General features: G+C 72.6%; 23 protein-coding genes. 8 read left to right on the plus strand and 15 right to left on the minus strand.

The window, feature by feature from the left end:
* Positions 1-370 precede the first annotated feature (370 nt).
* Both ACFWNV_RS32855 and ACFWNV_RS32860 read right to left on the minus strand, forming a co-directional pair.
* Positions 371-1,030, minus strand: a complete 660-nt coding sequence (locus ACFWNV_RS32855; protein WP_383954125.1) for a response regulator — start codon at positions 1,028-1,030, stop codon at positions 371-373.
* Between the two features lie 292 nt (positions 1,031-1,322).
* A complete protein-coding gene (locus ACFWNV_RS32860) occupies positions 1,323-2,105 on the minus strand; it encodes a serine protease (protein ID WP_383954127.1) in 783 nt (260 codons plus the stop codon).
* A gap of 143 nt (positions 2,106-2,248) precedes the next feature.
* On the opposite strand from ACFWNV_RS32860, the gene ACFWNV_RS32865 reads away from it, so the two are divergent.
* Both ACFWNV_RS32865 and ACFWNV_RS32870 read left to right on the plus strand, forming a co-directional pair.
* The gene (locus ACFWNV_RS32865) at positions 2,249-3,142 is read left to right on the plus strand and encodes a hypothetical protein (protein WP_383954129.1); all 894 of its coding nucleotides are present in this window, start codon (positions 2,249-2,251) and stop codon (positions 3,140-3,142) included.
* A 135-nt stretch (positions 3,143-3,277) separates the two neighbouring features.
* Entirely contained in the window at positions 3,278-3,952 is a 675-nt protein-coding gene (locus ACFWNV_RS32870) for an HAD family acid phosphatase (RefSeq protein ID WP_383954131.1), read from the plus strand.
* Positions 3,953-3,974: 22 nt separating this feature from the next.
* Here ACFWNV_RS32870 and ACFWNV_RS32875 read toward each other — a convergent pair whose 3' ends face one another.
* The 5 genes from ACFWNV_RS32875 to hsaA form a co-directional block, all read right to left on the minus strand.
* A complete protein-coding gene (locus tag ACFWNV_RS32875; protein WP_383954133.1) occupies positions 3,975-5,684 on the minus strand; it encodes an FAD-dependent oxidoreductase in 1,710 nt (569 codons plus the stop codon).
* On the minus strand, positions 5,681-6,220 hold the full coding sequence (locus ACFWNV_RS32880; protein ID WP_383954134.1) for a flavin reductase family protein: 540 nt from the start codon (positions 6,218-6,220) through the stop codon (positions 5,681-5,683). Before ACFWNV_RS32880 ends, ACFWNV_RS32875 begins: the two co-directional genes overlap by 4 nt.
* Entirely contained in the window at positions 6,208-7,113 is a 906-nt protein-coding gene (locus ACFWNV_RS32885) for a VOC family protein (RefSeq protein WP_383954136.1), read from the minus strand. Before ACFWNV_RS32885 ends, ACFWNV_RS32880 begins: the two co-directional genes overlap by 13 nt.
* A gap of 68 nt (positions 7,114-7,181) precedes the next feature.
* Positions 7,182-8,051 carry a 4,5:9,10-diseco-3-hydroxy-5,9,17-trioxoandrosta-1(10),2-diene-4-oate hydrolase gene (gene hsaD, locus ACFWNV_RS32890; RefSeq protein WP_383954137.1) on the minus strand — a complete coding sequence of 290 codons (870 nt, stop codon included), beginning with the start codon at positions 8,049-8,051 and terminating at the stop codon, positions 7,182-7,184.
* Positions 8,048-9,217: a 3-hydroxy-9,10-secoandrosta-1,3,5(10)-triene-9,17-dione monooxygenase oxygenase subunit gene (hsaA, locus tag ACFWNV_RS32895; RefSeq protein WP_383954139.1), complete on the minus strand. Its 1,170-nt coding sequence runs from the start codon at positions 9,215-9,217 to the stop codon at positions 8,048-8,050. The genes hsaD and hsaA overlap by 4 nt, the downstream gene beginning before the upstream one ends.
* A 270-nt stretch (positions 9,218-9,487) precedes the next feature.
* Here hsaA and ACFWNV_RS32900 point away from each other — a divergent pair, with 270 nt between their 5' ends.
* Positions 9,488-10,366 (plus strand): IclR family transcriptional regulator, encoded by an 879-nt coding sequence (locus tag ACFWNV_RS32900; RefSeq protein WP_383954141.1) that lies wholly within the window; start codon positions 9,488-9,490, stop codon positions 10,364-10,366.
* Positions 10,367-10,472: 106 nt separating this feature from the next.
* Here the strand turns inward: ACFWNV_RS32900 and ACFWNV_RS32905 are convergent, their stop codons facing one another.
* The 8 genes from ACFWNV_RS32905 to ACFWNV_RS32940 form a co-directional block, all read right to left on the minus strand.
* Positions 10,473-11,597 carry a 2Fe-2S iron-sulfur cluster-binding protein gene (locus tag ACFWNV_RS32905; protein ID WP_383954143.1) on the minus strand — a complete coding sequence of 375 codons (1,125 nt, stop codon included), beginning with the start codon at positions 11,595-11,597 and terminating at the stop codon, positions 10,473-10,475.
* Positions 11,590-11,829 (minus strand): hypothetical protein, encoded by a 240-nt coding sequence (locus ACFWNV_RS32910; RefSeq protein WP_383954145.1) that lies wholly within the window; start codon positions 11,827-11,829, stop codon positions 11,590-11,592. The genes ACFWNV_RS32905 and ACFWNV_RS32910 overlap by 8 nt, the downstream gene beginning before the upstream one ends.
* On the minus strand, positions 11,829-12,968 hold the full coding sequence (locus ACFWNV_RS32915) for a Rieske 2Fe-2S domain-containing protein (protein ID WP_383954147.1): 1,140 nt from the start codon (positions 12,966-12,968) through the stop codon (positions 11,829-11,831). Before ACFWNV_RS32915 ends, ACFWNV_RS32910 begins: the two co-directional genes overlap by 1 nt.
* Positions 12,969-13,068: 100 nt before the next feature.
* Positions 13,069-14,106, minus strand: coding sequence for a 4-hydroxy-2-oxovalerate aldolase (dmpG, locus tag ACFWNV_RS32920; protein ID WP_383954149.1), 1,038 nt, complete (start codon positions 14,104-14,106; stop codon positions 13,069-13,071).
* Positions 14,103-15,005 (minus strand): acetaldehyde dehydrogenase (acetylating), encoded by a 903-nt coding sequence (locus ACFWNV_RS32925; protein WP_383954151.1) that lies wholly within the window; start codon positions 15,003-15,005, stop codon positions 14,103-14,105. The genes dmpG and ACFWNV_RS32925 overlap by 4 nt, the downstream gene beginning before the upstream one ends.
* Positions 15,006-15,011: 6 nt before the next feature.
* Entirely contained in the window at positions 15,012-15,794 is a 783-nt protein-coding gene (locus tag ACFWNV_RS32930; protein WP_383954153.1) for a 2-keto-4-pentenoate hydratase, read from the minus strand.
* Between the two features lie 855 nt (positions 15,795-16,649).
* The gene (locus ACFWNV_RS32935; RefSeq protein ID WP_383954155.1) at positions 16,650-17,558 is read right to left on the minus strand and encodes an SDR family oxidoreductase; all 909 of its coding nucleotides are present in this window, start codon (positions 17,556-17,558) and stop codon (positions 16,650-16,652) included.
* Position 17,559: 1 nt separating this feature from the next.
* Positions 17,560-18,369: an SDR family oxidoreductase gene (locus ACFWNV_RS32940; RefSeq protein ID WP_383954157.1), complete on the minus strand. Its 810-nt coding sequence runs from the start codon at positions 18,367-18,369 to the stop codon at positions 17,560-17,562.
* A gap of 56 nt (positions 18,370-18,425) precedes the next feature.
* Here ACFWNV_RS32940 and ACFWNV_RS32945 point away from each other — a divergent pair, with 56 nt between their 5' ends.
* From ACFWNV_RS32945 to ACFWNV_RS32965, 5 genes are read left to right on the plus strand one after another with little or no spacing between them, the layout of a single operon-like run.
* A complete protein-coding gene (locus tag ACFWNV_RS32945) occupies positions 18,426-19,205 on the plus strand; it encodes an enoyl-CoA hydratase family protein (RefSeq protein WP_383954159.1) in 780 nt (259 codons plus the stop codon).
* Positions 19,202-20,053 carry a CoA transferase subunit A gene (locus ACFWNV_RS32950; RefSeq protein WP_383954161.1) on the plus strand — a complete coding sequence of 284 codons (852 nt, stop codon included), beginning with the start codon at positions 19,202-19,204 and terminating at the stop codon, positions 20,051-20,053. Before ACFWNV_RS32945 ends, ACFWNV_RS32950 begins: the two co-directional genes overlap by 4 nt.
* A complete protein-coding gene (locus ACFWNV_RS32955; RefSeq protein ID WP_383954163.1) occupies positions 20,050-20,811 on the plus strand; it encodes a CoA-transferase subunit beta in 762 nt (253 codons plus the stop codon). The genes ACFWNV_RS32950 and ACFWNV_RS32955 overlap by 4 nt, the downstream gene beginning before the upstream one ends.
* A gap of 4 nt (positions 20,812-20,815) precedes the next feature.
* The gene (locus ACFWNV_RS32960) at positions 20,816-21,922 is read left to right on the plus strand and encodes an NAD(P)H-dependent flavin oxidoreductase (RefSeq protein ID WP_383954165.1); all 1,107 of its coding nucleotides are present in this window, start codon (positions 20,816-20,818) and stop codon (positions 21,920-21,922) included.
* Between the two features lie 31 nt (positions 21,923-21,953).
* Entirely contained in the window at positions 21,954-22,886 is a 933-nt protein-coding gene (locus tag ACFWNV_RS32965) for a tyrosine-protein phosphatase (protein WP_383954167.1), read from the plus strand.
* Positions 22,887-22,908 lie beyond the last annotated feature (22 nt).

The following is a 22,908-nucleotide window of genomic DNA, read 5'->3' on the forward strand; positions in this document are numbered from 1 at the left end:
GTCGTCGGAGATGGCGTGCGCCGGCTTCCTGGGGCGCCGCCCCAGACCCCGCGCCTCAAACGCCGGCGAGGCTGATTTTGTCCGGCGGCGCCCGAACGCCGACACGGCGGGTTCTTCTCGGCGACACCCGGAAAACCGCGAGGCTGATATTGCCCAGCGGCGCGCGCACAGCCGCGCGGCGGGTTCTGCCCGGCGGCGCGTGCACAGCCGCGCGGCGGGTTCTGCCCGGCGGCGCCCGCACAGCAGCGCGGCCCGCTCCACCCCGTGGCGGCCCGGGTCGTCGGAGACGGCGTGCGCCGGCTTCCTGGGGCGCCGCCCCAGACCCCGCGCCTCAAACGCCGGCGAGGCTTATTTTGCCCGGCGGGGTGGGTCACGCCGGGGTGCCTGCCAGGCCGCTTTCCCAGGCCCAGGCGGCGATTTCCACGCGGTTGCGGGCGTCGAGTTTGGCCTGGACGTTGGCCAGGTGGGTTTTGACCGTGGAGAGGGAGACGAAGAGTTCCCCGGCGATCTCGGCGTTGGTCAGGCCGCGCGCGAGGCAGCGTACGACCTCGCGTTCGCGGTCCGTCAGGGGCTCCGCCGGGCGGCGGGCGGCTGCTGCGGCGGCCGGGGTGCGGTGGGCCATTTCGCGGAGCAGTCGTACGGTGATGGCGGGTGAGACGAGGGAGTCTCCGACCGCTGCCGCCCGCACCGCTTCAACCAGCATGGCCGGGCTCGCGTCCTTGAGGAGGAAGCCGGAGGCTCCGCCCTGGAGCGCCGCGTGGACGTACTCGTCGAGGTCGAAGGTGGTGACGATGACGATGCGGGGGGTGTCGCGGCCGGAGAGCCGGCGGGTGACTTCGAGCCCGTCGAGTTTGGGCATGCGGATGTCGAGGAGCAGGACGTCGGGGCGGTGTTCGGCTACGGCCGCCAGGGCTGCTTCGCCGTCTTCGACGTCGGCGACCACCTCGATGTCCGGCTGGCTTTCGAGGATCATCCGGAAGCCGGTCCTGACCATCTCCTGGTCGTCCGCGATGATCACTCTGATCGCCATGCGCCGCCTGCCCCACTGTCGCCCGTTGCCTGTGCCGTCCCGGCTTTCCCGGCATTCCCACCCGGTGGGATCTCTCCATGGGACCTGCGGGCGCCTCGGCCCGCAACCGCACAGCAGAGCGCCGGGAGCATGCCGCAAGGCCGGAACGGCGTCGTTCCGGCCTCACGGGACTGCGGTCGACCTTACGGACATGTGGGGCATTGCGCCTCATTCTTACGGCCATGTTCCGGTGGGCCGCAAGGTGGGCGGGAGGGGGGCGGAGTGGGGGGCGGAGTGGGGGGCGGAGTGGAGGTCAGAGCGTGGCGGCCGCGCTCTTGATCGCCGCCGCGAAGGTGGAGACCTCCGTGTAGACGCCGGGGTAGTCGGGGCGGGCGCAGCCCTCGCCCCAGCTGACTATGCCGACCTGGATCCAGGCGTTCGCGTTGTCCCGGCGGAACATGGGGCCGCCGGAGTCTCCCTGGCAGGTGTCGACGCCGCCCGCGGCGAATCCTGCGCAGATCTCCTCGGCGGGCACGATCGCACCGTCGTAGGAGGCCTGGCAGGAGGCGTCGGAGACGAAGGGGACGGTGGCCTTCTGCAGGTAGCGCTGCTGGCCGCCGCCTTCCCGGGTGGCGCCCCAGCCGGCGACGGTGAAGGTGCCGTTGTCGTAGGCCTTGGTGTCGGCGATCTTGAGGGTGGGCAGGTTGATGGGCTTGGCCAGCTTGATGAGGGCCCAGTCCTTGCCGGTGCCGTTGTAGCCGGGGGCCTGGAGCACCTTGGTGGACTTGACCTTGATGGCGCTGGAGCTGTTGAGGTCGACGACTCCGGCGGTGGCGGTGATGGAGGTGTTGTTGCCGGAGCCGCTCACGCAGTGGGCGGCGGTGAGCACGATCTGCTGGGTGTAGAGGGCGCCGCCGCAGCCCATGGAGAGGCGGACCATGAAGGGGAACTCGCCCTGGGCGGCGCGGGTGCCGCCGACGACGGGTGCCGTGCCGGCGGTGGCGGTGCCGGGCTGGAGGCTGACGGCCGCGAGGGCCACGGCTCCGACGGCGAGGGCGCGCTTGAGGGTGGTGACGAGGCTGGACACAGTCGACACACTGCCTTTCGTGGGGGGTTGGGCCGTGCGCGTCGCCTCATGACGGGTGGGATGGCCCGCACGAGTGACGGGGACATGACACACCGCTCACGCCGGGCCCATCAAGAACGCGTTTTCGGACAACTTCCGGCCGGAGGTGCCCCGTGACGCACAACGGACGGCGCAGCAGCCCGATCGAGCACGGATTTCCTCATCTGGAGACGGTCCGCGCGTCCGTCACCGCGCTGTTCCGGCGGCTGTCCGCCGACGGGATCCGCGCCTACGACACCCCCTTCACCCCCGCCGATGCCGCCTTCTCCGCCTCCGAGGAGCTGTACCCGGGCGCCCACCGGGTGGCCTCCGCGATGGTCCGCGCCCTGCGGCTGCCCGACGCGCGCCTGATCGTCGGCTTCCGGGCGATGGAGGAGGCGGCGACGGTGGAACTGGCCGCCGGGCCCGAGTACTTCGTCGAGGTCAACGACCGCTTCCGGGTCCACCGCCGCGATCTGGCGGCCGCCCTCGCCCACGAGGTCACGCACGTGCTGCTGCACCGCCTCGGCCTGCGCTTCCCCGCCACCGCCGACAACGAGATCCTCACCGACACCGCCGCCGCGTACCTCGGCGCCGGCTGGCTGCTGCTCGACGCCTACCGGGAGGACGGGCTCACCCACCAGAAGCTCGGCTACCTCACCCCGGAGGAGTTCGGGTACGTCCTCGCCCGGCGCGGCCGGTTCCTCGGGGGCGAGGACCTCTCCGCGTGGTTCACCAGTCCGCAGGCCTACGAGGCGTACGTGCGCGGCCGCGCGCGAGCCGACCGGGACCTGCGTCGGGCTCCCCTGGCGGCCGCGGGCCCGGCGGAGCGGCTGCGGTACGCGGCGGCCCGCCGGACCGGGACCGCCGCGCCCGGAGCCCCGTACGGCTTCGAGGGGCATCCGGCCGGGCTGCGGGTGTGGTTCCCGTGCCCGGTGTGCGGGCAGCGGCTGCGGCTGCCCGCCCGCAGCGGGCCGGTCCGGGCCCGCTGCGGGCTGTGCCGCACGGTGCTGGACTGCGACACGTAGGCGACATGCTGGGCGGCGCGTGACGGAGGTTCACCGGCCGGTCATGAAAAGTTACTTACCGGCCGGTAGACATGAGGGCGGGCGATCCCCAGCCTGGTCACGTACATGCCAACACGTGATCGAGGAGCGTCCCCCATGCGCAGCACCCGCACCCGTACCCGCAGCACGGCCGCCGCCGTGGCCGTGGCCGCGGCCGCCGTACTGGCCCTGGTTCCGGCCACCGCCGCCCAGGCGGCCCCCGCCACGACGGCCGCGCCCGCCGTCGCGGCCGTCACCGCCTCCGCCCCCGGCGGCAACGCGGTGTTCCTCGGCCTCGACTACGCCACCTGGCAGCGCGACGTCTCCGCCGTCGTCGATGCGGCCCGCCCCGGGATCGAGCAGCGCATCGCCGCCGCGCCGGCCGGGGAGAAGCCGGCGATCGTCCTCGACATCGACAACTCCTCGCTGGAGACGGACTTCCACTGGTTCTGGACCTTCCCCACCCCCGCGATCGCCCAGGTCCGCGACCTGACCCGGTACGCGAGCGACCGCGGGGTCGCCGTCTTCTTCGTCACCGCCCGCCCGGGCATCGTGTACTCCCTGACCGAGCGCAACCTCAAGGCGGTCGGCTACCCGGTCTCGGGGCTCTACGTGCGCGATCTGCCCGCCCTGTTCGGCGAGGTCAGCGCCTACAAGACGGCCAAGCGGGCGGAGATCGAGGCGCGCGGCTACACGATCATCGCCAACATCGGCAACAACGAGAGCGACCTGGTGGGCGGCCACGCAGAGCGCACCGTCAAGCTGCCGGACTACGGCGGCAAGCTCTCCTAGCCGGCTCTCCTGGCCGGGCCCGCTACTCCAGCCCCGCCGCGATCGCGTTGACGGCGGCCCAGCCGAAGGCCATGGCGGGGCCGATCGTCGCGCCGGGTCCGGGGTAGGTCTCCCCCATCACCGCCGCCGAGCAGTTGCCGCAGGCGTAGAGGCCCGGGACCGGGGTGGAGTCCTCGCGGAGCACCCGGCCGTCGGTGTCCGTGACGAGGCCGCCCTTGGTGCCGATGTCCCCCGGGTGCACGGGGACCGCGTAGAAGGGGCCCTTCTCGATCGGCGCCAGGTTCGGGTTGGGCAGCGTCGGGTCGCCGTAGTAGCGGTCGTAGACGCTCTCGCCCCGCCCGTAGTCCCGGTCGGTGCCGACCTCGGCGAAGGAGTTGAAGCGGCTGATCGCGGCGGGCAGGGCAGGGGCGGAGATCTGCCGGGCCAGTTCCTCCACGGTGTCGGCCTTCTTCAGGAAGCCGCTCTCCAGCCACTTCTTCGGGAAGGGCTGCCCGGGGAAGAGGCCGGCGAAGATGTACCGGGCCTTGGAGCGGGCGTCCAGGATCAGCCAGGACGGCACGGTCCTGGCGTCGGGCCGGTCGGCGGCGTACATCCGGTCCACGAACGCGTGGTACGGCAGGGCCTCGTTGGCGTAGCGCTCCCCCGCCTCGTTGACGATGACCATGCCGGGGATGCCCCGGTCGGCGACGAGGAAGAAGGGCTTCTCCCCCGGCGGGCACACCGACGGTGCGCCCCAGACCTTGTCCAGCAGATCGGTGGCGGCCCCCAGTTCCCCACCGAGCTTCAGGGCGTCTCCGGTCTGGCCCTCCGAGGCGTGCGTCCAGGCCGTGGACGTGGGCGCGGGCAGGTGCTTCTCGCGCAGGGCCTGGTCGTGCGAGAACCCGCCCGAGGCCAGCACCACCCCGCCCCGCGCCGCCACGGTCACCTCGCGCCCGGCGCGCAGGACCCGTACGCCCGTCACCCGGCCGGCCGGGTCCGTGACCAGACCGGTCAGGGGCGCCGACAGCCACAGTTCGCCGCCGAGCGCGTCCAGGGACAGGCGCATGCGGGCGATGAGCGCCTCGCCGAGGGAGAGCAGTTTGCGGCCGGTGACCAGCGCCCCGACGGCGCGCAGGCCGACCTTGACGGAGGTCTTGCGGCCCGCCCAGGTCCGGCTGACCATGTTCAGGAAGCGGAAGTCGTACGAGGTCATGGTCAGCCCGTACGTGGGCAGTCCGGCCCGGCGCATGGAGGCGCCGAGCGGGCCGAGCCGTTTGAAGTCGACGATGCACGGTTCGATGGAGCGGCCCTGCGCCATGCCGCCCTGGGCCTCGGGGAAGTAGTCCGAGTAGCCGGGGGTGTACATGAAGCGGATCTCGGTGCGGTCGTGGAACTCCCTGACCATGCGCGGGCCGTGGCTGAGGTAGGCCTCCTTGCGTGCGGCCGGCACCCGGTCGCCGACGGTGGCGTCGAGGTAGGCGCGGGCCTTCTCGCGGGTGTCGGCGAGGGCGGCCCGGTCGAGGTGGAAGTTGCCGGGGACCCAGATCGCGCCGCCGGACAGGGCGGTGGAACCTCCGTAGGCCTCGGTCTTCTCCACGACGAGGACGCTCAGGCCGCGCAGCCGGGCGGTGACGGCGGCGGCGAATCCGGCGGCGCCGGAGCCGACGACCACCACGTCGTAGGCGTACCGGGTGGCGGCCTCGGTGGGCTCGCCGGCCCCGGTGGGCTCGGTGGCGTGCTCGGCTGCTGTCATCCGAAGGCTCCCGTGGCGTAGTCGCTGCGGTAGTAGAGGAGGGGGGATCCGCCGTCCCGGGCGGTCAGTTCGAGGACCCGGGCGGTGACGAGGTAGTGGTCGCCCGCCTCGTGGACCTCTTCGAGGGCGCAGTCGACGGTGGCGAGGGCTCCCCGCACGCGGACGGCTCCGTGGGCGGAGCGTTCCCAGTCGACGCCGGCGAACTTGTCCTCGCCGCGGCGGCCCAGCGCCTCGCACACGGCGCGCTGTTCCTCGGCGAGGATGCTGACGCCGAAGCGGCCGGCGGCGCGGACCCTGGGCCAGCTGGAGGATCCCTTGCCCACGCAGAGCAGGACCAGCGGCGGATCGAGGGAGAGGGAGGCGAAGGACTGGCAGGCCAGCCCGGCCGGGCGGCCGTCGTCCGCGAGGGCCGCGACGACGGTGATGCCGGAGGCGAAGGCGCCGAGGACCTCGCGGAACAGGGCCGGATCGACGGCGTCGGCGGGGGCGTCGGCGCCGGTTCCGGGGCCGGTTCCGGGGCCGGTCAGCCGTTCCACTGGTGGCCCCAGAAGCTGTCCGCGGTGATCTCCTTCGCGGTCCAGGTGGCGGGGTCGACGAGCAGGCCGTCCCAGCCGCACTCGACCTGGAAGCCGCCGGGGGCCTGGGCGTAGAAGGAGACCATGTGGTCGTTGGAGTGCCGGCCGAGGGTGGAGGCGATGGGGATGCCCGCCTCGTTCATGCGGTCGAGGCAGTAGCCGACGTCGTCGAGGGTCTCCAGCTCGACCATGAAGTGGACGATGCCGGGCGGCAGCGCGCCGGGGTAGAGGCCGAGGCTGTGGTGGCGGCGGTTGGGGCTGAGGAAGTGCATCCAGTAGAAGTCCTGGCCCGGCTTGCCGGTGGGGACGGCGACCGGGGGCAGCCGCATCGAGTCGCGCAGCTGGAAGCCGAGGAGGTTCTCGTAGAAGTCGAGGGTGGCCTCGGTGTCGGCGGCGGGCAGGACGACGTGGCCGAGGCCGAGGCTGCCCTCGCGGCCGCCGGTGACGAAGCGGTTGCCGTACCGGGCCGGGAGGGGGGTGTGGTCCTGGGCCTGGCCCCAGTAGATCTCCAGGGGGTTGCCGCTGGGGTCCTCGCAGTGGATGAGGCCCTGGACGCGGCGGTCGGCGAGGGTTTCGGCGTCGCCCTGTTTGACGGGGTGTCCGGCGGCCTCCAGTGCGGCGGCGGCGTCTTCGAGGGCGCGGGCGTTCGCCACTTCGAAGCCGGCGGCGAGCAGCCGGTCCTGGGCGCCGGCGACGAATTGGAAGCGGTGCGTGCGGTCGTCGATGCGGACGTTGAGGCGGGTGTCCGTGGTGCCTGCGGCTTCGGCCATGCCGAGGATGTCGAGGACGTAGGTGCGCCAGGCGGCGAGGTCGGCGGTCTCGATGCGGAGGTAGCCGAGTGCGCGGATGTCCATGCGGGAACTCCTCGGTGGGATCGGTGCGGGGATCGGTGCGGGGATCGGTGCGGGGTCCGGCGGTGAGTTCAGTGGAGGAAGAAGTCGGTGGCGAGGCGGTTGAACTCGTCGGCGGCCTCGGTCTGCGCCCAGTGCCCGCAGTGCGGGAAGACGTGCAGACGGGCGTCGGGGATGGTCTTCAGCGCGAGGAAGGCGCCGTCGACCGGGTTGACGCGGTCCTCGCGGCCCCAGGTCAGCAGGACGGGACGGCTGATGCGGTGCGCTTCGCGCCAGAGCATGGCGGCCTCGGGCCACTTGGCGAAGGAGGCGCCCATGCGGGCGTTGCCGAGCCGGGCTTCGGGGTCGGTGGCCTGGGCGTAGCGCTCCTCGACGAGGGCGTCGGTGACGATCGCCGGGTCGTGGGCGAGGGTGGTGAGGAAGGTACGCATCTGCTCGCGGGTGGGCTCGGCGGCGAGGCTGAACTCGAAGAGCCGCTTGATGCCCTCGGTGGGGTCGGCGGAGAAGAGGTTGAGCGAGATCCCGCCGGGGCCCATGAGGAGGAGTTTGCCGACGCGTTCGGGGTGGTCCAGGACGAGCCGGGTGGCGGTGCCGCCGCCGAGCGAGTTGCCGATGAAGTGCGCGCGTTCGATGCCGAGTTCGTCCATGAGGGCGATGACGGCGTTCGCGCTGAAGCCGAAGTAATCGCGGTCGGGTTCCGGTTTGTCGGAGCGGCCGTAGCAGGGCTGGTCGACGAGCAGGGTGCGGAACCGCTCGGCGAAGTGGGGCAGGTTGCCGCCGAAGTTGGACCAGCCGGAGGCGCCGGGCCCGCCGCCGTGCAGCATGATCACGACGGGCCCGTCAGCCTCGTGGAGGGGGCCCGCCTCGTGGTAGTGCAGGGTCATCCCGCCTGCCTCGGCGGTGCGGGAGGTGTTCTCGTACGTGAATCCCTGCGCTCTCACAGCATCGTGTCCTGGATGTCGAGGCCGAGGGCGCCCTGTCCGAACAGGACCAGGGCCCGCTCCGGGTCGTTGGCGGCGTGCCCGCGGCCGGTGTGGACGTCGCGCCAGGCGCGCTGGACGGGGTTGGGGCCGGTGCGCATGGCGCTGCCGCCCGCGTTCTCCATGAGGAGGTCGACGGCGGCGACGCAGCGCTCGGTGGCGAGGACCTGGTCGCGGCGGGCCCGGGTCCGCAGCGGTGTGGGGAGTTCCTCGCCGCGTGCGGCGAGGGCGTAGAGCTCCGAGACGTTGCGCTGGAGCTGGAGCCAGGAGGCGTCGATGTCGCTGGCGGCGCGGGCGATGCGGACCTGGGCGAAGGGGTCTTCGGCGACCTGCTGGCCGTAGGAGATGCGGAAGCGTTCGCGGGTCGCGGAGACGTAGTCCTCGTAGGCGCCTTCGGCGATGCCGACGATGGGGGTGGAGATGGTGGTGGTGAAGACGGAGGCGTAGGGGAGCCGGTAGAGCGGCTCGGGGTTGAGGCGGTGGCCGGGTACCTGGAGGGCGGTGACCGGGCCGAAGCTGAGGGCGCGGTGTTCGGGGACGAACACCTCCTCGACGACGATGTCGTTGGAGCCGGAGCCGCGCAGGCCGACGGTGTCCCAAACCTCGTCGATGCGGTACTGGGAGCGCGGGATCAGGAAGGTCCGCATGTCGACGGGGCGGCCTTCGGCGTCGGTGACCAGTCCGCCGAGCAGGGCCCAGTCGGTGTGGTCGCAGCCGGAGGAGAAGTGCCAGCGGCCGCTGAGGGTGAAGCCTCCGTCGACGGGGGTGACCTTGCCGGTGGGGGCGTAGGAGGAGCAGATCCGCGTGTCGCGGTCCTGGCCCCAGACCTCTTCCTGGGCGCGGGGGTCGTAGAGGGCGACGTGCCAGGGGTGGACGCCGACGACGGAGGCGACCCAGCCGGTGGAGCCGCAGGCCTTGGCGATGTCCTTGACGGCGGCGTAGAAGAGGGCGGGGTCTGCGGCGTGCCCACCGTGGGCCTTGGGCTGGAGCAGCCGGAAGAAGCCGGTGGCGGCGAGTTCCTTGATGCTCTCCTCGGGGACCTTGCGCAGGCTTTCGGCCTCGGCGCTGCGCTCGCGGAGGGCGGGGGCGAGGGCGCGGACCGCTGCGAGGACCTCTTCGTCACTCATGGTGTCCCCTTCTCAGATCAAGGCTCTTCGGGTGTCCGGGATGGGTGTCCGGGATCGGTTTCCGGATCGGTTTCCGGTTCGATGGCGAGGAACGTACGCCGGGTGGCCCGGGCGCGGAACGAGCTGTTCCCGCTGAGCGGGAAGCCCGCCCGAACTCCCGGAAACGACTACTTGAAGTATTACTGAATGAAATAGACCCCTCCGGGTGCTTCCCTCCGGCCGGGGGCGCGTGGCAGGGTCGCCCCAACGCCTCACGCAGGGGGTTTTCTCGTGCTCGACCAGTTCATGGAGCAGGTCGCGGAGACCGGGCCCGCACCGCTTTCGCTGCTGGAGAAGGCCGCGAAGGTGCTGGGCGCCTTCGAAGGTCCACAGCCTCGGCTGTCGCTCACGGAGGTCGTGCGCCGCTCCGGAATCCCACGTTCCTCCGCCCACCGGATCCTCGACCAGCTGGTGCAGTTGCGCTGGCTGGACCGCGAGGGCCGGGACTACCGCATGGGCATGCGCATGCTGGAGCTGGGCGCGCTCGCCTCCCACCACAACCGGCTGCGCCGGGCCGCGCTGCCGCTGCTGCACGCGTTGCACGAGCAGACGGGCCGGGTGGTGCACCTGTCGGTGCTCGACGGGGCCGAGGTGGTGTTCCTGGAGCGGATCGGCGGCTCGGAGGCGACGACCGTGCCCTCACGGGTCGGCGGCCGGATGCCGGCGTACTGCACGGCCGCCGGGAAGGCGATCCTCGCGTTCAGCGATCCCGCCGCGGTGGAACACGTCCTCGCGCAGGGGCTGCGCCCGCGCACCGCGCGCACCCTGATCAGGCCCCTGGCGCTGCGTTCGGAGCTGGCGGCGGTCCGCGAGCGCGGGGTGGCCCACGACCGGGAGGAGAGCTTCCGCGGCATCTCCTGCGTGGCCGCTCCGCTGCGGGGCGCCGGGCGGGCCGTGGCCGCCGTGTCGGTGTCCTCCGGCCGCGGCGACCGGGATACGGCCCGCCTCGCTCCGGCGGTACTGGCCTGCGCGCGGTCGGTGTGGCGGGAGCTGTACGGGCCGGGCCGGCCGGGGCGGGCGGCGGCGCCCGCGCGGGACCTGGAGCCGGCGGTCTCGGCGCAGGCGATGGACAACATGATGGGCTGGCTGCGGTTCAGCGAGTGGATGTAGTGGGTAGTGGTACCGCAACGCACGAGTGAACGACTTCGGGCCCGACCCCTCGCCAGGGGGCCGGGCCCGCGGCCGTTCGGCGGGGCGGCGGGCCCGGCGACGCCGGTCAGCCCTCGTAGGTGACGCGGATCCGGTCGCCGAGCGGCAGGGCCTGGCAGGCCAGGACGTAGCCGTCGGCCAGGTCCTCACGGTCCAGGACCTCGTTGCGGACCATCGTGACCTCCCCTTCCAGCACCCGGCAGCAGCAGGCGCTGCAGGCGCCTTCGCGGCAGGAGTACGGGGCGGGGACGCCCGCGGAGAGCAGGGCGTCGAGCAGCGGGGTCCCGGCGGGCCAGTCCACGGTGTGCACGCTCCCCTCGAACTCCACCTCGGCGATGGCGCAGCCCGCCGCGTCGGGGGCGGCGACGACGGGACCTTGACCGGGGCCGGAGGCGGGACCCGGGCCCGAGGCGGGCGCCGGGCCGGTGAAGACGTCGCCGCTCAGCGAGAAGTACCGCTCGCGGTGGATCGCCCGCCCCCGGCCGCCCGCGGAGCGGATCGCCGCCTCCGCCGCGTCCATCAGCGGGGCGGGCCCGCACAGGTAGGCCTCGCGGCTCGCGTACGGGGCCACGAGCGGGCCCAGCTGCGGGGCGGTCGGCAGTCCCTGGAGGGTCTCCAGCCAGTGCACGACGGTGAGCCGCCCGGGGTGGTCCTCGGCGAGCCCCCACAGCTCGTCGCGGAAGATCACCGAGCCGGGGTCGCGGTTGGCGTACACCAGGGTGACGTGCCCCCCGCCGGTCACGAGCGCCGACTTCGCGACCGACAGCACCGGGGTGATCCCGCTGCCCCCCGCCACCAGCAGCAGGTCCCGGTCCAGGTCGGGCGGGGTGAAGGTGCCGGCGGGGGGCAGGATCTCCAGCTGGTCGCCGATGCCCACGTCCTGGCACAGCCAGCCGGAGCCGAGGCCGCCGGGGACCCGTTTGACGGTGATGCGCAGCGGGTCCCCGGCGTGCGGGGAGCCCGCCAGGGAGTAGCAGCGGGCCGCGCCACCGGGCACCCGGACGGTCAGGAACTGCCCGGGGCGGTACGGGAGTTCCGCGTCGAGTACGAGGGAGACCGCCTCGGGGGTCTCCTGGATCCGGTCCGTGACGCGGACCAGCAGCCTGCTGCCGGCTCCGCCCCGGGCGGCAGCCGGGGCCGGGCTCCGGACCTCCGCGGCGCGGGACCTCGTAAGGCGGTCGGTGTCAGACATCGGCCGGCACCTCCAGGCGGCCCGCCAGGACGGCGGCCTCGATGGCCGCGCGCAGGGCCCCGCAGGAGCGGACGCGGGCGCTGGGCCGGCCCGCCGCGACCTCGGCGGTGATGCGCGGGCATCCCCCCGGAAGCACTGCGGCCTCCTCGGTCCACTGGATCTGGGTGTGGGCGGGGCTGAACTTCTCGCACAGCACCACCGCGGCGCACTCCCCACAGGCGACGGGGGTCATCACGGGGTCCCGGCCGCGCGGCGGGCGAGGTTCTCGGCGACCTCGGCCTTCCAGGCGGCGGTGGCGCGGGCGGTGTCGATCTCGAACTCGAAGCGGCGGACCATCTCGTCCTTGACGTCGGCGGCGTCCACGTAGAACTGCTCGTACCAGCGGCGGAGCTGGTAGACGGGGCCGTCCTCCTCGGTGAGGAGGGGGTTGTCGATGCGGGTCTTGTTCTTCCAGATCTCGACGTCCTGCTCGAAGCCGACGGCCAGGCCCTCGGAGGTGAGGCGGGCGGCGTCGGCGGCCTGTTCGTCGGTCATGCCGGGGAGCTTCTTGACGATGGTCCCGTACATGAGCACGAAGCTGTTCTCGTCGATCGGGTAATGGCAGTTGATGAGGACCGATTCGAGTTCGACGCCGCCGCCGATATCGCTCCACAGCTTGTCGATCATGTAGGAGGGACCGTAGTACGAGGCGTCCGAGCGCAGGCCGCCACCGGTGGAGAGGGTGCCGAGGTCCACGTCGCCGCGCGGGGTGGACTCCATGTACTGGGTGGCGACGTGGCCGTCGAAGACGTTCTTGAAGTAGTGCGGGAAGGCGTAGTGCACGTAGTAGAAGTGCGCCATGTCGACGACGTTGTCGACGATCTCGCGGCAGTTGGAGTTCTCGACGCGCAGGAAGTTCCAGCTCCAGTCGCTCCACTCGGGGTCGCCGACGCCCTCGATGACGGGGATCGTCACCTCGGGCGGGGGCGGGTTGCCCTCCGGGTCGTGCCAGACGTAGAGCTGGCCGTTGCGTTCCAGCGTGGTCCAGGCGCGGGTCCTGGCGCGCGGCGGGACCCGCCGGGCGTAGGGGACCGCGGCGCAGCGGCCGTCCCCGGACCAGCGCCAGTCGTGGAAGGGGCAGGCGACGGTGTCGCCCTTGACGGTGCCGTGGGCGAGGTTGCCGCCCATGTGGGGGCAGTAGGCGTTCAGGACGCTCAGCTCCCTGCTCCCGGCGCCCTGGAAGACGACGAGTCTGGTGCCGAAGGCCTGGACCTCGTGGGGGGTTCCGTCCTTGAAGGCGGCGGCGAGGCCCAGGCAGTGCCAGCCTCGGGCGAACCGGGTCGGCACGGCGGCGGCCTCGATGACACGGGGCTCTTCTTCGATTGCGGTCACGGGGTGGCCCTCCACTTCGTTGTGGGCGTGCTCGGGTGCGATGGGGGTATGGCTACGGGGCTACGGGGAGTTGGGGCTCAGGGGCCAAGGGACCAAGGGGCTACGGAGCTTCGGCGGCGAGTTCGAGCGCGATGTCGATGAGCTGGTCCTCCTGGCCGCCGACGAGGCGGCGCTCGCCCGCGCGCAGGAGGATCTGCGCGCCGGAGACCCCGTAGCGCTCGGCCTGCCGGTAGGCGTGCTTGAGGAAGCTGGAGTAGACCCCGGCGTGGCCCATGAGCAGGGCCATGCGGTCGAGGGTGCACTCGTCGTCCATGACGGGGCGGACCACGTCCTCGGCCGCGTCGATGATCTTCAGGACGTCGATGCCGGTGCGGATGCCCATCTTCAGGCAGACGGCGGCGAAGGCCTCGACGGGCGTGTTCCCCGCTCCGGCGCCCAGGCGCCGGGTGGAGCCGTCGATCTGGAGCGCGCCGGCGCGGACGGCGGCGACCGAATTGCCCACGCCCAGGCCGAGGTTCTCGTGACCGTGGAAGCCGACCTGGGCATCGGCGCCGAGCTCGGCGACGAGCGCCGCGACCCGGTCGGTGACCTCGTCCATGACCATGGCGCCCGCCGAGTCGACCACGTACACGCACTGGCAGCCGGCGTCGGCCATGATCCGGGCCTGTCGGGCCAGGTTCTCGGGGGTGGTGGAGTGGGCCATCATCAGGAAGCCGACGGTCTCCAGGCCCATCTCGCGGGCGAGCCCGAAGTGCTGGACGGAGATGTCCGCCTCGGTGCAGTGCGTGGCGATCCGGCAGATCTGCCCGCCGTTGCCGTGGGCGGCGCGGATGTCGTCCTTCACGCCGAGCCCCGGAAGCATCAGGAAGGCGATCTTCGCCCGGCGCGCCGTCTCCGCGGCGATCTTGATGAGCTCCTGCTCGGGGGTCTTCGAGAAGCCGTAGTTGAAGGAGGATCCGCCGAGTCCGTCGCCGTGCGTGACCTCGATGACGGGGACCCCCGCGCCGTCGAGCGCGGAGACGATCGCCCGTACGTCCTCGCCCGTGAACTGGTGGCGCTTGGCGTGCGAGCCGTCGCGCAGGGAGGAGTCGGTGATGCGGATGTCGAGGGTGTCGGAGTAGGTCGAGCAGGTGGTCACTTCTGCAGTCCCTTCGCGAACTCCTCGCCGACCTTGGTGGCGGCGGCGGTCATGATGTCGAGGTTTCCGGCGTAGGGCGGCAGGTAGTCGCCGGCGCCCTCCACCTCCAGGAAGATCGCGATCCGGGCCGTGCCCCCGTTGAGCGGGGAGGGGTCGTCGAACTGCGGCTCGGTGCGCAGCCGGTAGCCCGGTACGTACGAGGCCACGTCCTCGGCGACCTGCTTGACGGAGGCGGCGATGGCGCCCCGGTCGGCGTCGGCCGGGATCGCGCAGAAGACGGTGTCGCGCATGATCACCGGCGGGTCGGCGGGGTTGAGGATGATGATGGCCTTGCCGCGGGCGGCGCCGCCGATCTCCTCGATCCCGCGGGCGGTGGTACGGGTGAACTCGTCGATGTTGGCCCGGGTGCCGGGGCCCGCCGAGACGGAGGCCACCGAGGCGACGATCTCCGCGTAGGCGACGGGCACCACGCGGGAGACGGCGTACACCATGGGGATGGTGGCCTGGCCGCCGCAGGTGATCATGTTGACGTTGGCCCGGTCGAGGTGGGCGGTCAGGTTTGCGGGCGGGACCACGGCGGGGCCGACGGCGGCGGGGGTCAGGTCGACGGCCTTGATGCCGAGTTCGGCGTAGCGCGGGGCGTTGGAGCGGTGCACGTAGGCGGAGGTGGCCTCGAAGACCAGGTCGGGCAGCTCGTCTCGGGCCAGCAGCCAGTCGACTCCCGCGTGGGAGGCTTCGATTCCGGCGCTGCGGGCGCGGGCCAGACCCTCGCTGGCGGGGTCCACGCCGATCATCCAGCGGGGTTCTATGTGCGGGGAGCGCAGGAGCTTGTAGAGCAGGTCGGTCCCGATGTTCCCGGAGCCGACGATGGCGGCGGTCGCTTTCCTGGTGTTCGTCATGGCACCTCAGATGAAGGAGAGGGACACCGGGCCGAGCCCGGTGAAGTCGGCGGTGTACGTCCGCCCGGCGGCCACGGCCACGGCGCGGGTGCAGGACCCGGGCAGGATGAGGTGGCCCTTGCGGAGCTGCACCCCGAAGCGGGCGACGGTACGGGCCAGCCAGGCGACGGAGGCGGCGGGATCGCCGAGCACGGCGTCGCTGCGGCCGCTCGCCAGGGTCTCGGATCCGCTGGTCAGGGTGGCCTCGACGGCCTTCAGGTCCAGCCCGCGCGGATCGCGGCCCTCGCCGATGACGTATCCGGCGGAGGAGGCGTTGTCGGCGATGGTGTCGGCGATGGTGATGCGCCAGTCGGCGATCCGGCTGTCGATGAGCTCCAGGGCCGGGACGACCCGCTCGGTGGCGGCCAGGACGTCGGCGACGGTGCAGCCCTCGCCGGGGAGGTCGGCGCCGAGGACGAAGCCGACCTCGACCTCGACGCGCGGCGCGCAGTACGCGGCGGCGGGGACGGGGGTGTCCTGGGGCAGCTCCATGCTCGTCAGCAGGTGCCCGTAGTCGGGTTCGTCGACGCCCATCATGGCCTGCATGACGGGGGACGACAGCCCCACCTTGTGCCCGGTGACGCGGTCGCCGGCCGCGAGGCGGTGGCGGATGTTGAGGAGCTGGATCTCGTAGGCGTCCTCGGTGTCGATCCCGGGGAAGCGGTCGCCGAGCGGTGCGACGGGCGTCCGCCCGTGCTCGGCGGATCGCAGCTGCTGCGCGACGTGGAGCCGGTGGCGGTCCGAGAGCATGTGCGGGTCCTTGCGTACGGGGGCCGGATGCGGTGCGGCGAGGCTAGACGGCCCGCGTCCGGCGCCGGGAGGGCGTTTTCCCGGCCACCGGGAAAGGCCCGCCCGGGCGGGAATCCGGGTGCCCGGGGCGAACCTCCGGGGCGGTTCGGGGGTCTTGCGCGCGGCTCAGGCCTGCGCCACCGCGCACGGGCCCGGGGTGCTGGGGCGCCGACCCCTTCGGCTCCGGGGCGCGGGCGTGGGCGCAGACGGCGTGGGCCCGCACCGAGCCGGTGGGGTTCCCGAATCGGCTCGCCGCGGGAGCCTGGTCCACGTTCAGGTTCAGGTTCACGTTCACGTTCACGTTCCGCACGGCCGACATCCCCGCGGTCCCGCTGACGGCGGTCGCCGCGAACGTCGCCGCGAACGTGGACACCACGGCGTGGCTCGGGGGCGGGGGCGGATGGGGGAACCGGCTCCCCGCACATCGAGATCACGCAGCAGCGGTACGACAGGGCCGCCGCGGGCACCTTGGCCTTCGAGTTCGACCGGCACACCGGGAAGACGGCGTCTGCGGTCACCCGGGCGCGGAACACGAGGACGACGACTTCATGGTGGTCCCGGCGGCCCCCACACCGGAGCCCGCCCCGGCGTGGGAGCCCGTCACCGGCTCAGGCCACGGCCCCGCTCCGCCACCGGCCCGCCCCACAGAAACGGCCGGCGCGGAACGGGGTCCCGGCCCCGGACCGGTGCCCGGACATGCCCCCGAGCCCGAGCCCGGACCCGGGCCCGGACCCGGCACAGCCCACCCAACCCAGCCCAGCCCAGCCCGGCGCGGCCCAGCCCGCCCCACCCCACCCCGCCCCACCCCTCGCAGCGTCAGCGTGCCCCGTACACCGGCTGCGGCGGTTCCGACTGGGCCAGTAGCTTTGTCGCCGTTTCCCCCGCTTCCGACGGAGTCCACCGCGCTCCGCGGTCCGCGGTCGGGCCGGGGCGCCAGCCTTCCATCACCGTGATGCGGCCGCCCTCCGTCTCGAAGACCCGGCCCGTGACTCCGGCCGAGGCGTCGGAGCCGAGCCAGACCACCAGCGGGGAGACGTTCTCCGGGGCCATCGCGTCGAAGGCCCCGGTTTCCGGGGCGGCCATGGTGTCCGCGAAGGTCTGTTCCGTCATCCGGGTCCGCGCGGCGGGGGCGATCGCGTTGACCTGGACCCCGTAGCGACCCATCTCCGCCGCCGACACCAGGGTCAGCCCCAGGATCCCGGCCTTGGCCGCGCTGTAGTTGCCCTGGCCCACGGAGCCGAGGAGCCCCGCCCCCGAGGAGGTGTTCACGACCCGGGCGGCCACCTGGCGGCCTTCCTTCGCCTCGGCCCGCCAGTACGCCGCCGCGTGCTTGAGCGGCAGGAAGTGCCCCTTCAGGTGGACCCGCATCACGGCGTCCCAGTCGTCCTCGTCCAGGTTCACGAGCATCCGGTCGCGCAGGAACCCGGCGTTGTTGACCAGGGTGTCCAGCCGCCCGAAGGCCGAGACGGCCGTCTCGACCAGTGACGCCGCGCCCTCCGTCGTGGCGATGTCGCCGCCGTGGGCCACCGCTTCCCCGCCCCCCGCCCGGATCTCGGCGACGACCTGCGCCGCCGGGCTCTCCGGGCCGGGCAGCCCGTCCAGGCCGACGCCGAGGTCGTTGACCACGACCCGCGCACCCTCCGCCGCGAAGGCCAGCGCATGGGCGCGGCCCAGCCCCCGCCCGGCGCCCGTCACGATGACCACACGGCCTTCGGCAAGTCCCATGTCAGCTCTCCTTCTTCGACTTGTTCGGCTCGTTCGGCTCGTTCGCCTCGTCCGGCTTGTTCGCAGTTGCCGCGTCCAGGAACGCCGGCCGTTCCCCGCCCCCGTGCACGAGCAGGCTGGCCCCGCTCACGTATCCCGCCCGGCCGGAGGCCAGGAAGACGGCCGCCTCGCCCACGTCCGAGGGCTCCGCCAGGCGCCCCAGCGGCACGGTCGCGCCGACCGCCGCGATGCCGCTCTCGTCGCCGTAGTGCAGGTGCGACAGCTCGGTCCGCACCATGCCCAGGACCAGCGAGTTGACCCGTACCTCGGGGGCCCATTCCACGGCCATGGAGCGGGCCAGGTTCTCCAGGCCGGCCTTCGCCGCCCCGTAGGCCGCCGTGCCCGGCGAGGGCCGGGTCCCGCTGACGCTGCCGATCATGACGATCGAGCCCCGGGTCTCGCGGAGCCAGGGGTACGCGGCGACCGAGGCGGTCATCGGGGCGATCAGGTTGAGCTCGACGACCCGTGCGTGGCGCTCGGCCTCACCCTCCCCCAGCAGCCGGTACGGGGTTCCGCCGGCGTTGTTCACCAGGCAGTCGAGCCGCCCGTGGCGCCTGGCCACCGCGCCGAAGAAGTCCTGTACGGCGGCCGGATTGCGCAGGTCGACGGCGGTGAACGAGGCCGAGCGGCCCTCCACCGCCACCGGTTCCTCCGGCGGCCGGCGCGCGCAGACGACGACCTCGGCCCCCGCCGCGAGGAACGACCGCGCGATCCCGGCGCCGACGCCGCGGGTTCCGCCGGTGACGACGACAACCCTCCCGTTGAGCTCCATCGGCTGCTACCTTCCTCACCTAACAAATGTTTGGTGGAAAGGTAGCTGATCCGCTCATGGGTGTCTCCACCTCAAGCCCCGACAAGGGCATCGCACTCGTCACAGTCGACTTCCCGCCCGTCAACGCACTGCCCGTGCAGGGCTGGTACGACCTGGCCGACGCCCTGCGCGCGGCCGGCCGCGACCCGGAGGTCCGGTGCGTGGTGCTGGCCGCCGAGGGCCGCGGCTTCAACGCCGGCGTCGACATCAAGGAGATGCAGCGCGACACCGGTCACGCCTCGCTCATCGGCGCCAACCGCGGCTGCTACGAGGCCTTCGCCGCCGTCTACGAGTGCGAGGTCCCGGTCGTGGCGGCCGTGAACGGCTTCTGCCTCGGCGGCGGGATCGGCCTGGTCGGCAACGCCGACGCCATCGTGGCCTCCGAGGACGCGACCTTCGGACTGCCCGAGCTGGACCGGGGCGCCCTCGGGGCCGCCACCCACCTGGCCCGGCTCGTCCCGCAGCACCTCATGCGGACCCTGTACTACACCTCGCGCACCGCCACCGCCGCCGAACTGCACGCGCACGGCTCGGTGTGGAAGGTGGTCCCGCGCGAGGAACTGCGGGCGGCCGCCCTGGAACTGGCCGCCGAGATCGCCAAGAAGGACGGCTACCTCATCCGGCTCGCCAAGGCGGCCATCAACGGCATCGACCCCGTGGACGTGCGCCGCAGCTACCGCTTCGAGCAGGGCTTCACCTTCGAGGCCAACCTCAGCGGCGTGGCCGACCGGGTCCGCGACACCTTCGGAAGCGGCAGCACGGACGCAAAGACGGACGCAAAGGCGGAATCGGCATGACCGACAAGAGCATGACCCCCGAGGAGGCGGTCGGCCGCCTCAGCAGCGGAATGACCCTCGGCATCGGCGGCTGGGGTTCGCGCCGCAAGCCCATGGCCCTGGTGCGGGCACTGCTCCGCACCGGGATCACCGATCTCACCGTGATCTCGTACGGCGGCCCCGACGTGGGCCTGCTCGCCGCCGCGGGCCGGATCCGCAAGCTGGTCACCCCCTTCGTCACCCTCGACTCCATCCCGCTGGAGCCGCACTACCGCGCCGCCCGCGAGAGCCGCGCCTTCGCCCTCACCGAGCTCGACGAGGCCATGTTCATGTGGGGCCTGCACGCGGCGGCCAACCGGCTGCCCTTCCTGCCCGTCCGCGCCGGCCTCGGCTCCGACGTCATGCGCGTCAACCCCGAACTGCGCACCGTCACCTCCCCGTACGCCGACGGGGAGGAGTTCGTCGCGGTCCCCGCCCTGCGCATGGACGCCGCCCTGGTCCACCTCAACCGGGCGGACCGGCTCGGCAACGCCCAGTACCTGGGCCCCGACCCGTACTTCGACGACCTCTTCTGCGAGACGGCCGACACCGCCTACGTCTCCTGCGAGCAGCTCGTCGAGACCGCGGAGCTCGCCAAGTCCGGGCCGCCGCAGTCCCTGCTCGTCAGCCGGCACTCGGTCACCGGGGTCGTGGAGACCCCGAACGGCGCGCACTTCACCTCCTGCGCCCCCGACTACGACCGCGACGAGGCCTTCCAGAAGCTGTACGCGACCACCCCCTGGCCCGAGTTCGCCGAGCGCTTCCTCTCCGGCGGCAGCGAGCACGCCTACCAGTCGGCCGTCCAGGCCTGGCACGAGGAGCAGAAGTGAGCACGCCCTCCACGACGCCCACGACGCCCACGACCGCGGTCACCCGCGCCGAGTACTGCGTGATCGCCTGCGCCGAGGCCTGGCGGGACAACGGCGAGGTGCTGGCCAGCCCGATGGGCCTGGTGCCCTCCTTCGGGGCCCGGCTGGCGAAGCGGACCTTCTCCCCCGACCTGCTGCTGACCGACGGCGAAGCCATGCTGGTCGGGCTCGACGGCTCGGCCGAGGGCTGGCTCCCGTACCGCCGTCACCTGACGATGGTCACCGGAGGCCGCCGGCACGTGATGATGGGCGCCAGCCAGATCGACCGGTTCGGCAACCAGAACATCTCCTGCATCGGCGACTGGGAGCAGCCGGCCCGCCAGCTCCTCGGGGTGCGCGGAGCCCCGGTGAACACCCTGAACAATCCGGTGAGCTACTGGATCCCCAAGCACTCCACCCGGGTGTTCGTCGAGCGCGTCGACATGGTGAGCGGCGTGGGCTACGACCGCGCGGAGGCGGCCGGGGTGACCCGGTTCCACCGGCTCCCGCGGGTGGTCAGCGATCTGGGCGTCTTCGACTTCGGCGGCCCGGACCACGCCATGCGCCTGGTCTCCCTGCACCCCGGGGTCACGGTGGAGCAGCTCCGGGCGGCGACCGGCTTCGAGCTGGACCTCCCCGAGGAGGTCCCGTACACGCGGGAGCCGACGGCGGAGGAGCTGCGGCTGATCCGCGAGGTCATCGACCCCAAGGGGCTGCGCGACCGGGAAGTGCGGGTCTGAGCCGATGGAGACGGCATTCACCAAGCTGGTCGGGGTCGAGCATCCGATCGTGCAGACGGGCATGGGCTGGGTGGCCGGCCCGCGCCTGGTGTCGGGGGCGGCCAATGCGGGCGCGCTCGGCATCCTGGCCTCGGCGACCATGACGATGGACCAGCTGCGGGCGGCGGTCCACGAGGTCAAGTCCCGTACGGACGCCCCCTTCGGGGTCAATCTGCGCGCGGACGCCGGGGACGCGGCCGAGCGGGCGCAGCTGATCATCGACGAGGGCGTGCGGGTGGCTTCCTTCGCGCTCGCCCCGTCCAGGGAGCTGATCGCGCGGCTCAAGGACGCGGGCGTGGTCGTGATCCCCTCGATCGGGGCCCGCCGGCACGCCGAGAAGGTAGCGGCGTGGGGTGCGGACGCGGTGATCGTGCAGGGCGGCGAGGGCGGCGGGCACACCGGTGACGTGGCCACGACGGTGCTGCTGCCGCAGGTGGTCGACGCGGTGGACATCCCGGTGATCGCGGCGGGCGGTTTCAGCGACGGCCGCGGTCTGGTGGCGGCCCTCGCCTACGGGGCCGCGGGCATCGCGATGGGCACCCGGTTCCTGCTGACCTCCGACTCGACGGTCCCGGACGCGGTGAAGGCCGAGTACCTGAAGGCGACCGTGAAGGACGTCACCGTCACCACGGCCGTGGACGGGCTCCCGCACCGGATGCTGCGCAGCGAGCTGGTCGTTTCCCTGGAGCGGTCCGGGCGGGCGAAGGCGCTGGTCAAGGCGGTGCGGCACGCGGCCGGCTTCAAGAAGCTGTCGGGCCTGTCCTGGGCGGAGATGGTCCGGGACGGCCTCGCGATGAAACACGGCAAGGACCTGTCCTGGAGCCAGGTGCTGCTCGCCGCGAACACCCCCATGCTCCTCAAGGCGTCCATGGTCGAGGGCCGTACGGACCTCGGTGTCATGGCATCGGGCCAGGTCGCGGGCGTGATCGAGGATCTGCCGTCCTGTGCGGAGCTCGTCACCCGCGTCATGGCCGAGGCCCACGCCGTGCTGGAACGGCTGAACGGCCTCACTCCCCCACAGCTTCTCCCCCTCCCCCCGCACCCGCTCGGCACCCTGCCACCACCAGGGTGATTCCCCTTCTCCGTTACAGGAGTTGCCCCAGATGAGCCGTGCCCGAATCCGCCTGGCGACCGCGGTGCTCGCTTCCGCCCTCGCCATCGGGACCCTGCCCGCCGCCGCGTACGCCGCGCCGGCCGGCAGTGCCGCCGCCTCGCGTCACCCCTGGCACACGCAGTCGACGGAACCGATCCGCCAGATCCCCCTGCAGGGCGCGGTCAACGTCCGCGACCTCGGTGGCTACCGCACCTGGACGGGAGGCCAGGTTCGTCAGGGACTGGTCTACCGCGCCGATGCGCTCGGCAAGCTGACCCCCTCGGACATCACGGCCGTCGGTGGTCTGGGCCTCAAGAAGGTCCTCGACTTCCGCATCCCGATGGAGGTGCAGTACGACGGGGCCGACAAGCTTCCCGCCGGTCTGGCCTCCACCGCCCGCCCGGTCAACGACAACGGCCTGTACGGGCTGCTGCTGTCCGCGATCGGCAGCGGTGATCCCGTCAAGCAGGAGCAGATGCTCGGCGGCGGCCGCGCCGAGGCGTACATGCGCGACGTCTACCGGGCGTTCGTGACCAACCGCGAGAACCGGGCGCAGTTCGCGACCACCCTGCGCGAGATCGCCGACGGCAACCAGGGTCCGCTGCTGTACCACTGCACGTCGGGCAAGGACCGGACGGGCTGGATGAGCTACCTCCTGCTGAACGCCCTGGCCGTCCCCAAGGCCACGGCCGAGCGGGACTACCTGGCCTCGAACACCTTCCGCGGGGCGTACGACGCCCAGGTGCGGGCGGGCCTCAAGGCATCCGGCCGGATGCAGAACCCCGATCTGCTGATCCCGCTCCAGGAGGTCCGCCAGGACTACCTGGACGCGGCGACCGCGCAGATGGAGGCCGACTACGGCAGCCTCTACGGGTACCTCACCGAGGGTCTCGGCCTGGACCTGCGGACCCTGGCGAAGCTCCAGGTGAAGATGGTCCGCTAGGCAGCCGAAAACACCCCTGCGC

Origin of the sequence: Streptomyces sp. NPDC058401, from assembly GCF_042722885.1 — a bacterium.
Lineage (GTDB): Bacteria > Actinomycetota > Actinomycetes > Streptomycetales > Streptomycetaceae > Streptomyces.